The sequence below is a fragment of the Nocardioides sp. genome, from assembly GCF_035547795.1.
Classification (GTDB): domain Bacteria; phylum Actinomycetota; class Actinomycetes; order Propionibacteriales; family Nocardioidaceae; genus Nocardioides.
On the sequence record NZ_DASZUF010000073.1, the window covers coordinates 1 to 10815 of the forward strand.

The following is a 10815-nucleotide window of genomic DNA, read 5'->3' on the forward strand; positions in this document are numbered from 1 at the left end:
TCAGCCGATGAGGATCACCGACGTCGATGTCATCGTCACCTGCCCGGGACGCAACTTCGTCACGGTGCGGATCACCACCGACGAGGGTGTCGCCGGCATCGGTGACGCGACCCTCAACGGCCGCGAGCTCGCCGTCGCGTCCTACCTGCGCGACCACCTCGCCCCGGTCCTGATCGGACGCGACCCGATGCGCATCGACGACACCTGGCACTACCTCTACCGAGGCGCCTACTGGCGGCGCGGCCCGGTCACGATGACCTCGATCGCCGGCATCGACACCGCGCTGTGGGACATCAAGGGCAAGGTCGCCGGCCTGCCGGTCTATCAGCTGCTGGGCGGCCGGGCGCGCGACGGCGTCACGGTCTACGGGCACGCGTCGGGCGACACCGTCGAGGACGCGGTCGCCTCCGCGGCCGGGTTCCTGGAGCGCGGCTACCGGGCCGTGCGGGTGCAGTCGGCGATCCCCGGACTGGACTCGACGTACGGGATCGGCGGCGACAAGAGCGCTGACGCCCGCTCCTACGAGCCGGCCGAGTCGGCCATCCCGGTGGAGAACGTCTGGGACACCGAGGCCTACCTGGCCCATGTGCCGACCCTCTTCGAGGCGGTACGCCGCGAGCTCGGACCGCGGCCGCGGTTGCTGCACGACGTGCACCACCGGCTGACCCCGAACGAGGCCGCCCGGCTGGGCAAGGAGCTGGAGCCCTACCACCTGACCTGGATGGAGGACCCGGTCCCCGCGGAACTGCAGGACGGCTATCGGCACCTGCGGGCGCACACCACGACGCCGATCGCGACGGGCGAGGTGTTCAGCTCGATCTGGGACTGCGAGCTGCTGATCCGCGAGCGGCTCATCGACTACATCCGCACCACCGTCGTCCACGCCGGCGGCATCACCCACCTGCGCCGGATCTTCGACCTGGCCGCGCTCTACGACGTCCGGTCGGGCTCGCACGGCGCCACCGACCTGTCACCGGTGTGCCTGGCCGCCGCGCTGCACGTCGACACCGCGATCCCGAACTTCGGGCTGCAGGAGTACATGCCGCACACGCCCGAGACCGATGCTGTCTTCCCCCACTCCTACCGGTTCGAGGGCGGCCTGATGTACGTGTCGGAGGAGCCCGGCCTCGGGGTCGACATCGACCTGGACCTGGCCGCGCGGTATCCGTACGAGCCCGCCTCCCTGCCGGTGAACCGGCTGCGCGACGGCACCATGTTCCACTGGTGAGACCGGGTCACTCGGCGTCACTCGGTGGGGACGCGCGCCTCCAGCTCGGCCAGCCACGTCGCCGCCGACGCGTCCGAGGGCATCCGCCAGTCGCCGCGCGGCGACATGGTGCCGCCGTTGCTGACCTTGGGGCCGTTCGGCAGCGCGGAGCGCTTGAACTGGTGGGCGAAGAACCGCCGGATGAACACCTCGAGCCAGTGCCTGATCGCGGCGAGGTCGTACGCCGTACGCCGCTGCTCGGGGAAGCCCGGCGGCCAGTCGCCGGCCGCCGCGTCGTGCCAGGCCTGCCAGGCGAGGAACGCGATCTTCGACGGGTTGTGCCCGTGCCGCACGACGTGGAACAGGGTGAAGTCCTGCAGCGCGTAGGGCCCGACGATGGCCTCGGTCGACTGCGGCTTCTCCCCCGGCACCAGCTCCGGGCTGATCTCCTGCTCCACGATCGTGCCCAGCACGGCGTTGGTCCGCTCGTCGAACCGGTCGGTGGAGATGACCCAGCGGATCAGGTGCTGGATGAGGGTCTTGGGCACGCCGGCGTTGACGTTGTAGTGCGACATCTGGTCGCCCACGCCGTAGGTGCACCAGCCCAGCGCCAGCTCGGACAGGTCGCCGGTGCCGACCACGATCCCGCCGCGCTGGTTCGCGAGCCGGAACAGGTAGTCGTAGCGCAGCCCGGCCTGGACGTTCTCGAACGTCACGTCGTAGACCGGCTCGCCGCCGGCGAACGGGTGCCCCATGTCCTGGAGCATCTGGGTCGCGGCGGGGCGGATGTCGAGCGTCTGGTACGTCGTACCGAGCGCCGCCATCAGCGCGTCGGCGCTGGCCCTGGTCGCGTCGCTGGTCGCGAAGCCCGGCATCGTGAACGCCAGGATGTCGCTGCGCGGCCGGCCCAGCCGGTCCATCGCGTCGGCCGCGACGATGAGCGCGTGGGTGGAGTCCAGGCCACCGCTGACACCGATGACCACTTTCGTGTCGGGCCCGATCGCGCGCAGCCGCTGCACCAGGCCGCTGACCTGGATGTGGTAGGCCTCGTAGCAGTCCTGGGCCAGCCGTTGCGGGTCGTCGGGCACGAACGGGAACCGGTCCACCTTGCGGCGCAGCCCGCTGGCCTCCAGCGGCGGCTCGAGCTCGAACTCGACCACCTCGAAGTCCTCGACCAGCTCGTCCAGGGTGCGGCGGTTGTCATCAAAGGTGCCCATCCGGATCCGCTCGGCGGTGATCCGGTCCAGGTCGACGTCGACGACCGTCCGGCGCGGACCATCCGGGAACCGCTCGCTCTCCCCCAGCAGGTCGCCGAGTTCGTAGACCATGGTCTGACCGTCCCAGGACAGGTCGGTGGTCGACTCACCCTGGCCGGCGGCGGTGTAGACATAGGCGGCCAGGCAGCGTGCGCTGGTCGACTCCACCAGCAGCCGGCGGGCGTCGCTGCGGCCGACGGTGATGGGGCTGGCGGACAGGTTGAGCAGCACGGTCGCGCCGGCGAGCGCGGCCTGCGCGCTGGGCGAGACCGGCACCCACATGTCCTCGCAGACCTCGACGTGGAAGGTCAGGCCGGGCACGTCGGTGGCGGTGAACAGCAGCCGCGGGCTGAGCGGCACCTCCTCCCCGGAGATGGTCAGCGTGCTGTCGAGGTCGTCGCCGGGCGCGAACCAGCGCCGCTCGTAGAACTCGCGGTAGGTCGGCAGGTAGGACTTCGGCGCGATGCCGAGGATCTCCCCGCGATGGATCACCACCGCGGTGTTGAGGACCCGGTTACGGTGCAGCAGCGGCGCGCCGACCACGATCACCGGCAGCAGGTCCTCGCTGGCCACCGCGATGGCCTGGATCGCCGCTACCACCGCGTCCAGCAGCGGGCGCTGCAGGAACAGGTCGTCCACCGCGTACCCGGACAGGCACAGCTCGGGGAAGACCGCCACCGCCACGCCGTCCTCGTGACAGGCCCGGGTCTGCTCGATCACGGTGCGGGCGTTGGCCGCGGGATCGGCGATCGCGACCGGGATGGTGCAGGCCGCGACCCGGGCGAACCCGTGCGCATAGGGCGAGTAGAAGTCCACGCCTGGAGTCTAGGGAGGTAGCCGGCACGTGAGCAGCGCCACAGCGCCGGGCGGCCGGTCGCGGACCTAGGCTGGACGCGGTCCGTGGACTCCATTCGGGGAGCCGCGAGATGACGAGAGAGGCAGCTCCATGTCGAGCGAGCAGCAGGACACCACTCAGGGCGAGCAGGCGCCGTACGGCGCCCCGGCCACAGACACCCCGCCGGTCAAGAAGGTCCGCACCCACCACCTGCGGGACTGGAAGCAGGCGGGCCGCAAGTTCACCATGCTGACGTCGTACGACGTCTTCACCGCCCGGATCTTCGACGAGGCCGGCATCGACACGCTGTTGGTCGGCGACTCCGCCGGGAACACCGTATTGGGCTACGCCACGACGCTGCCGGTCACCCTCGACGAGATCATCGCGATGGCGCGCGGCGTGGTCCGCGGCGCGACGCGGGCGCTGGTCGTGGGCGACCTGCCGTTCGGCACCTATCAGGCCAGTCCCGAGCAGGCTTACCACTCGGCGGCGCGGCTGATGAAGGAGGCCGAGGTGGCGGCGGTCAAGCTCGAGGGCGGGGTGGAGATGTCGGCCCAGATCGAGAAGCTGACCAGGGGCGGCATCCCGGTGTGCGCCCACATCGGCTTCACGCCGCAGAGCGAGCACACCCTGGGCGGCTACCGCGTCCAGGGGCGTGGTGACGCGGCCGAGCGGGTGCTGCGCGACGCCCAGGCGGTACAGGAGGCCGGCGCGTTCGCGGTGGTCCTGGAGATGGTGCCCGGCGACGTGGCGGCCCGGGTCACCAAGGAGCTGGAGATCCCCACCATCGGCATCGGCGGCGGCAACCAGACCGACGGCCAGGTGCTGGTCTGGCAGGACGCCTTCGGGCTCAACGACGGCCGGACCCCACGCTTCGTGAAGAAGTACGCCGACCTCCACGGCGTCCTGCTCCAGGCCGCCAAGGAGTACGCCGCCGACGTGGCCGACTCCTCCTTCCCCGGTCCCGAGCACACCTTCTGACCCGGCCGGCCGCGGCGGCCCGGGGCCCGGGCCGGCGCGGTTGGTGCTAGGCCACCGCCTCGACCACCATCGCGACCCCCTGGCCGCCACCGACCGCGATCGCGGCCAGCCCGCGCCGGCCGCGGCCCTCGCGGACGAGCCGGGTGAAGAGCCGGACCGCCAGGACCGCGCCGCTGGCACCCCAGGGATGGCCGAGGGCGAGTGCGCCGCCGTCGGGGCAGACCCGGTCCGGGTCCAGCCCGAGCTCGTCGCAGCAGGCCAGCACCTGACCGGCGAACGCCTCGTTGAGCTCGATCGCGTCCAGGTCGTCGAGGGTCAGGCCGGCCCGCGCCAGTGCCTCCCGGACGGCGGGCACCATCCCGCGGCCCGGTCGCTCGGGCGCGACCCCGGCGGAGGCGGTGGCCAGTACCCGAAGCCCCGGCAGTCCGGCGGCCGCCTGGACGCCGGCGGGCACCATCGCGACGACCGCGGCGCCGTCACTGATGCCACAGGAGTTGCCGGCCGTCACGGTGCCACCGGGCCGGAACGTCGCGGGCAGCCGGGCCAGCCGATCCTCGCTGAGCCCCGGCCGCGGCCGCTCGTCGTGCACCAGGCCGGCCACCGGCACGATCTCGGCGTCGTACCCGCCCCGCTCGCGGGCCGCCCAGGCGAGCCGGTGCGAGCGAGCGGCGTACGCGTCCTGGCGCTCGCGGGTCACGCCGCTCTCCTCGGCCAGCAGGTCCGCCGCTAGGCCCATGTCCGGGTCGTCGAAGCCGGTCGGCGCGAACGGCGCCCGCTGGTAGCGCCGCGGCGTCTCGCCCTCGACCGGCGGCCACATCCGCCAGGGTGCCGTACTGGCCGACTCGACGCCGCCCGCGAGCACCAGCCCGGCGCCAGCGGCGACCAGCCCGGCACCCACCTCCAGCGCGGCCAGGCCGCTGCCACACTGCCGGTCCACCGTCAGCGCCGGCACCTCGATCCCGAGCCCGCCGGCCAGCGCGGCCACCCGGGCGACGTCGCCGCCGGGGCCCATGCAGTTGCCCAGCACCACCTCGTCGATGCGGCCGGTCACGCCGCCGACGGCCACCGCATCGGCCACCGCGCGCAACACCGGCGCGGCCAGGGTGGCCGCATCCACGCCGGCCAGTCCGTGGCCGGCGGTGCCGATCGGCGAACGCAGCGCCGCGACGATCACCGAGCCGCTCACCGAGCCGCTCACCGAGAGCCGTCCAGGAGCGCTCGCACCGCCGCGTCGTCGACCTTGCCGCCTGCGGTCGTCGGCAACGCATCCAGTCGCCGCCAGATCCGGGGGCGGTGCGTGGCCGGCAGCTGATCGCGCGCCACCCGGCGCAGCGTCTCGGCGTCCTCCGGCGCGGTGAAGGCGGCGGCCACCACCTCGCCGAGGCCCGGATGTGGCAGGCCGACGACGGCGACCTGGCCGCGGGCCGCGCGACGCAGCGCCGCCTCCACCTCGGCCAGCGCCACCGTGGCACCAGCGGTCGTGACGGTGCCAGGACGGCCGAGCACGATCAGCCGCTCGCCGTCCAGGCGGCCCAGGTCCCCGACGGTCGCCCAGGGCCCCAGACCGAGGGAGAGGTACGGCGAGGCGACCCAGATCACCCCGTCGCGGATCTCGACGGTGACGCCGGGGAACGCACGCAGGTCCTCCGCGTGCGGGCCGCAGCCGACGAAGGACAGCTCGGCCGCGCCGTAGTAGCTGCGCACCGCCAGCCCGGCCGCGACGGCCCGCTCGTACAGCCCGGGCGCGAGCGCGGCGCCGGCGACGACCACCCGCGTTCCGCGCGCCAGCTCGCCACCACGCCGGTCGAGTGCCGTCGGCGTCAGGCAGGCGTGCGTCGCCGCGGCCGGGTCCTCCACCACGGTGGCGCCAGCGACGCGGGCATGCACCGCCGCGAACAGGTTCATCGTGCTCCGCAGCGGGCCGGGCAGCCAGAGGCGCGCCCCCGGACCGACGCCACTCAGGTCGGCGTACGCGTCGAAGGAGTCCCACCAGGAGGCGGTGGTGCGCACCACGGTCCGCGCGGTGCCGGACGTCCCGGAGGTGGTGAGGGCGAGCGGCGTCGAGGCGGCGTGGGCCGCGATCACCGCCGCCACCGGGTCCGCGGCCTGTGCCGGACGCACCGGCTCCTCGGCCATCGTGTCTCCTCCCCTACGCCGACCGCTGCGATGCTAGCCAACCGGCGCGATGACGAGCCGCCGACCGGCGCGATGACACATGTCACTCCACCGTCATGACCCTCGGGCGATGCGCCGGAGACGGCGCGCCCACACACTTGTTGTCATGACCAGTGGCACCATCACCAGCGGCATCGCGACACGCGAACCCGCCGTCCGGCTCCAGGGCGTGACCAAGAGCTTCGGCAACGTCCAGGCGGTCAAGGGCATCGACCTGGAGCTGCAGCAGGGCGAGGTGGTCGCCTTCCTCGGGCCCAACGGCGCCGGGAAGACCACCACGATCGACATGATCCTCGGCCTGTCCCAGCCGACCAGCGGCACCGCGACGGTGCTCGGCATGAAGCCACGCGAGGCGATCGCTCGCGGCCTGGTCAGCGCCGTGATGCAGACCGGCGGGCTGATCAAGGACCTGAGCGTACGGGAGACGGTGGCCTACACCGCCAGCCTGTTCGCCGACACCATGCCCGTCGACGAGGCGATCGAGAACGCCGGCATCACCCACATCGCCGACCGCAAGGTGGGCAAGTGCTCCGGCGGCGAGCAGCAGCGGCTGCGGTTCGCGATGGCGCTGCTGCCCGACCCCGCGCTGCTGCTGCTCGACGAGCCCACCACCGGCATGGACGTGGAGGGCCGCCGTACCTTCTGGAACGCCATCCGCCGCGACGCCGACCAGGGCCGCACGGTGCTGTTCGCGACGCACTATCTCGAGGAGGCGGACCAGTACGCCGACCGGATCGTGCTGATCAGCCAGGGTCGCAAGGTGGCCGACGGCACCGGCGCCGAGATCAGGTCGCTGGCCGCCGGCCGGACGGTGCGCGCCACCATCCCGGGCCTGGACGCCACCATCGAGTCGGGCCTGCGCGCCATCGGCGGCGTGGACCAGCTCGACGTGCGCGGCGACCAGATCGTGGTGCACACCAAGGACAGCGACGCCGTCGCGCGCTACCTCCTCGACCGGACCGCCGCGCGCGATCTGGAGATCACCAGCAAGAACCTCGAGGACGCGTTCCTCGCCCTGACGGGAGACTCGGAATGAGCAGCATCGACCTGACCACCCGGCGAGTGCCGCCGATGGGGGGCTTCAACCTCACTCTGCTCGGCATCGAGCTGCGTCGTGTGTTGCGCAACCGCCGCACTGTCGTCTTCAGTCTGATCCTGCCGGCGGTCATGATCCTGATCTTCGGTGCGCAGTCCGGCTGGCAGAAGTCGGCTGGCCACGGGAACGTCGCGGCGTACATCCTGATCTCGATCGCACTCTACGGCGCGGCGCTCACCTCGGCCGCCGCCGGAGCGATGGTGGCCCTGGAGCGGGCGACAGGATGGTCGCGCCAGCTGCGCCTCACGCCGCTCAACCCGGTCGCCTACATCATCACCAAGGCGCTGGTGGCGCTGTTCATGGGCGGATTGGCAATCATCATGGTGAACGCCGTGGGCATCGCGATGGGCAAGGCGAGCATGTCGACCGGCGTCTGGATCGCCAGTGCGCTTCTGGCCCTCGTCTGCACGGTGACCTTCGCGGCACTCGGCGTTTTCGTCGGCTACCTCGTACCCGGCGAGAACGCGATGCAGATCCTGGGCCCCGGCATGGCCGCGCTCTCCTTCCTCGGCGGCGTCTTCATCCCGATCAGCACCTACCCCGAGGTCGTGCGCGACATCGCCTACTGGACGCCGTTGTACGGCGTCGCCGAGATCGCCCGGGCGCCCCTGACTCACGAGCTGCCGTGGTACGCGATCGTCAACGCGATCGTCTGGTTCGGCCTCTTCGTCGCGGGCGCCGCCTGGCGGATGAGCAAGGACACCGCCCGGGTATGACGCAAGACCAGTGCCCGCCGCAGCTGCAGCCCTGGGGGACCCGTCGCGGGCCCCTGGGGCCGTGGCTCGCCACGCTGTGGCTGGTCTTCCTGGTGCCGGCGTTCCTCGACGGGTTCCAGCACCGCGACCGGCTCAGCGGCATCCTCGGGATGGTGTCGACCGTCGCGTTCGCGGCGCTCTACTCCTCCCACTGGCTGCGCAACCGCGCCAGCCGCGCCGAACTGATCGTGCAGCCGCGACTCCGGCGTGGCCTACTCTTCGTCGGCGCGCTGACCGCGCTCGGCGTGGTGATGGTGCTCTGCAACGGCGAGTCCGGCACGGCCGCGGCGGTCTTCATCGCGGTCTCGGCGATCCTGCTGCTGCCGCTGCGCCTCGCCGTACCCCTCGTGGTGGCGCTGGCGGCCGCCGTCCTCATCGCGGGGCAGGTGCGCGGCTGGCCGTCGCAGGGCGGCACCGTCGTCGGCATCATCGCCGGCTCGCTCGCGGTGCTCGGGATGAAGGGCATCATCACCCGCAACATCGATCTGTTCCGCGCCCATGAGGAGAACACCCGACTGGCGGTGGACAACGAACGCAACCGGTTCGCTCGCGACCTGCACGACATCCTGGGACACTCGCTCACCGTGATCACCGTCAAGGCCGAGCTCGCCCAGCGGCTCATCGACGTCGACGGCGAGCGCGCCCGGCACGAGATCGCCGACCTCGAGCGGCTCTCCCGCGATGCGCTCGCCGACATCCGCCGGGCGGTGGAGGGCTACCGCGAGCTGACCCTGCCCGGCGAGCTGGCGCGGGCCCGGGCGGCGCTGACCGCCGCGGAGATCACGCCGAACATCCCCCAGTCGACCGAGATCGTGCCCACCGGGCTGCGCGAGCTGTTCGCCTGGTCGGTGCGCGAGGGCGTCACCAACGTGATCCGGCACTCCGGCGCCAAGCGCTGCGACATCCTGCTCTCGGAGAGCTGCGTCGAGATCCGCGACGACGGCGCCGGCCCCGGCGTGGCGGCCGAAGGCTCCGGCCTCACCGGCCTACGCGAGCGGGCCGCGGCCGCCGGCGCCGTCGTCATCACCCGATCGCTCTCCCCCGGCTTCTCCCTCCAGGTGGCGCTCCCATGATCAAGCTGCTGCTCGCCGACGACCAGGCGCTGGTCCGCGGCGCCCTCTCCGCGCTGCTCGGCCTCGAGCCCGACCTCGAGGTGGTCGCCGAGGTCGGCAACGGCGCCGACGTCGTCGCGGCCGTGCTCGAGCACCGGCCCGACGTCGCGCTGCTCGACGTGGAGATGCCCGGCCTGGACGGCATCAGCGCCACCGCCGCGGTCCGCAAGGCGGCGCCGGAGGTCAAGGTGCTGATCGTGACGACGTTCGGCCGGCCCGGCTACCTGCGCCGCGCGCTGCAGGCCGGGGCGAGCGGGTTCGTGGTCAAGGACACGCCGGCACCCCAGCTCGCCGACGCGGTACGACGGGTGCACTCGGGGCTGCGCGTGGTCGACCCCAAGCTGGCCACCGACAGCCTGGTGGCCGGCGAGTCTCCCCTGACGCAGCGCGAGACCGAGGTGCTGCAGGCGGCACGGGACGGCTCGTCGGTGGCCGGCATCGCGGCCAAGCTGTTCCTCTCCGAGGGCACGGTGCGCAATCACCTCTCGGCCGCGATCGGGAAGACCGGCGCCTCCAACCGCACGGAGGCGGTGCTCATCGCCGACGGTAACGGTTGGCTCTAGCCCGCGGCGGGTACCGCCCCTCGCATGCGCATCCTGCTCGGGCTGCTGCTGGTCGGCGCTCTGGTCGCACCGACCACGGCGGCCTCCGCCGTACCCTCTCCGCGGGCGAAGCCCGCACTGACCGTCACCACCATCGCCAGCGGTCTCGACCACCCCTGGGACGTGCGGCCGCTGCCCGACGGTCGGTTGCTCTACACCCAACGTGACCGGCGCACCCTGTCGGTGTGGTCCGACGGCGTCAGCCGGCGGATCGCGTTCCCGAGCAGGCGGATCTGGCACCGGGTCGAGACCGGGCTGCTCGGGCTGGCGATCGATCCCGGCTTTGCCACCAATCACCGGATCTACACCTGCAACGGCTGGAAGAGGACCGGCGGCGGACACGACGTCCGGGTGATGGCCTGGACGCTCGACGCCGGCCTGACCCACGCCACCAAGGCCGGCACGCTCGTCACGGGCATGCCCACCGGCAATGGGCGGCACGGCGGCTGCCGGCTGCTGATCGCCACCGACGGATCCATGCTGGTCGGCACCGGCGACGCGCAGCACGGCCGGGTGCCGCAGAACAAGCGCTCACTGGGCGGCAAGACGCTGCGGCTCGACCCGGAGACCGGCGCGCCGTGGCCGACCAACCCGTTCGTGCACGCGGCGAACAAGCACAAGCGGTACGTCGAGACCTACGGCCACCGCAACGTCTAGGGACTCGCCCAGCGCGCCGACGGCACGCTGTGGTCGATCGAGCAGGGCACCGACCGGGACGACGAGGTGAACCTGCTGCGCAACGGCGGCGACTACGGCTACGACCCGGTGCCGGGCTACAACGAGTCGGTGCCGATGA

General features: G+C 72.4%; 9 protein-coding genes and 1 pseudogene. 7 read left to right on the top strand and 3 right to left on the bottom strand.

Features of this window, described 5'->3' with window-relative positions:
* A partial coding sequence (gene manD / locus VHA72_RS05405) for a D-mannonate dehydratase ManD (RefSeq protein ID WP_325573419.1) occupies positions 1–1228 on the top strand: 1228 nt, incomplete at its 5' end.
* 17 nt (positions 1229–1245) lie between these two features.
* Here the strand turns inward: manD and VHA72_RS05410 are convergent.
* Entirely contained in the window at positions 1246–3279 is a 2034-nt protein-coding gene (locus VHA72_RS05410; RefSeq protein ID WP_325573420.1) for an NAD(+) synthase, read from the bottom strand.
* Between the two features lie 130 nt (positions 3280–3409).
* On the opposite strand from VHA72_RS05410, the gene panB reads away from it, so the two are divergent.
* On the top strand, positions 3410–4279 hold the full coding sequence (gene panB, locus VHA72_RS05415; protein WP_325573421.1) for a 3-methyl-2-oxobutanoate hydroxymethyltransferase: 870 nt from the start codon (positions 3410–3412) through the stop codon (positions 4277–4279).
* A gap of 46 nt (positions 4280–4325) precedes the next feature.
* Here the strand turns inward: panB and VHA72_RS05420 are convergent, their stop codons facing one another.
* Together VHA72_RS05420 and VHA72_RS05425 are read right to left on the bottom strand one after the other, a co-directional pair.
* The gene (locus tag VHA72_RS05420; RefSeq protein ID WP_325573422.1) at positions 4326–5477 is read right to left on the bottom strand and encodes a thiolase family protein; all 1152 of its coding nucleotides are present in this window, start codon (positions 5475–5477) and stop codon (positions 4326–4328) included.
* The gene (locus VHA72_RS05425) at positions 5474–6415 is read right to left on the bottom strand and encodes an AMP-binding enzyme (protein ID WP_325573423.1); all 942 of its coding nucleotides are present in this window, start codon (positions 6413–6415) and stop codon (positions 5474–5476) included. The genes VHA72_RS05420 and VHA72_RS05425 overlap by 4 nt, the downstream gene beginning before the upstream one ends.
* A gap of 145 nt (positions 6416–6560) precedes the next feature.
* Here VHA72_RS05425 and VHA72_RS05430 point away from each other — a divergent pair, with 145 nt between their 5' ends.
* The 5 genes and pseudogenes from VHA72_RS05430 to VHA72_RS05450 form a co-directional block, all read left to right on the top strand.
* Positions 6561–7490 (top strand): ABC transporter ATP-binding protein, encoded by a 930-nt coding sequence (locus VHA72_RS05430; RefSeq protein WP_325573424.1) that lies wholly within the window; start codon positions 6561–6563, stop codon positions 7488–7490.
* On the top strand, positions 7487–8266 hold the full coding sequence (locus VHA72_RS05435; protein WP_325573425.1) for an ABC transporter permease: 780 nt from the start codon (positions 7487–7489) through the stop codon (positions 8264–8266). The genes VHA72_RS05430 and VHA72_RS05435 overlap by 4 nt, the downstream gene beginning before the upstream one ends.
* Positions 8263–9378: a sensor histidine kinase gene (locus tag VHA72_RS05440; RefSeq protein ID WP_325573426.1), complete on the top strand. Its 1116-nt coding sequence runs from the start codon at positions 8263–8265 to the stop codon at positions 9376–9378. The genes VHA72_RS05435 and VHA72_RS05440 overlap by 4 nt, the downstream gene beginning before the upstream one ends.
* On the top strand, positions 9375–9980 hold the full coding sequence (locus VHA72_RS05445) for a response regulator (RefSeq protein ID WP_325573427.1): 606 nt from the start codon (positions 9375–9377) through the stop codon (positions 9978–9980). Before VHA72_RS05440 ends, VHA72_RS05445 begins: the two co-directional genes overlap by 4 nt.
* A gap of 24 nt (positions 9981–10004) precedes the next feature.
* A pseudogene (locus tag VHA72_RS05450) lies at positions 10005–10815 on the top strand (PQQ-dependent sugar dehydrogenase); the annotation flags it as partial.

Coding starts and splice junctions, on each gene's coding strand:
- panB (WP_325573421.1), top strand. CDS start 3,410: ATGTCGAGCGAGCAGCAGGACACCACTCAGGGCGAGCAGGCGCCGTAC.
- VHA72_RS05425 (WP_325573423.1), bottom strand. CDS start 6,415: ATGGCCGAGGAGCCGGTGCGTCCGGCACAGGCCGCGGACCCGGTGGCG.
- VHA72_RS05430 (WP_325573424.1), top strand. CDS start 6,561: ATGACCAGTGGCACCATCACCAGCGGCATCGCGACACGCGAACCCGCC.
- VHA72_RS05435 (WP_325573425.1), top strand. CDS start 7,487: ATGAGCAGCATCGACCTGACCACCCGGCGAGTGCCGCCGATGGGGGGC.
- VHA72_RS05440 (WP_325573426.1), top strand. CDS start 8,263: ATGACGCAAGACCAGTGCCCGCCGCAGCTGCAGCCCTGGGGGACCCGT.
- VHA72_RS05445 (WP_325573427.1), top strand. CDS start 9,375: ATGATCAAGCTGCTGCTCGCCGACGACCAGGCGCTGGTCCGCGGCGCC.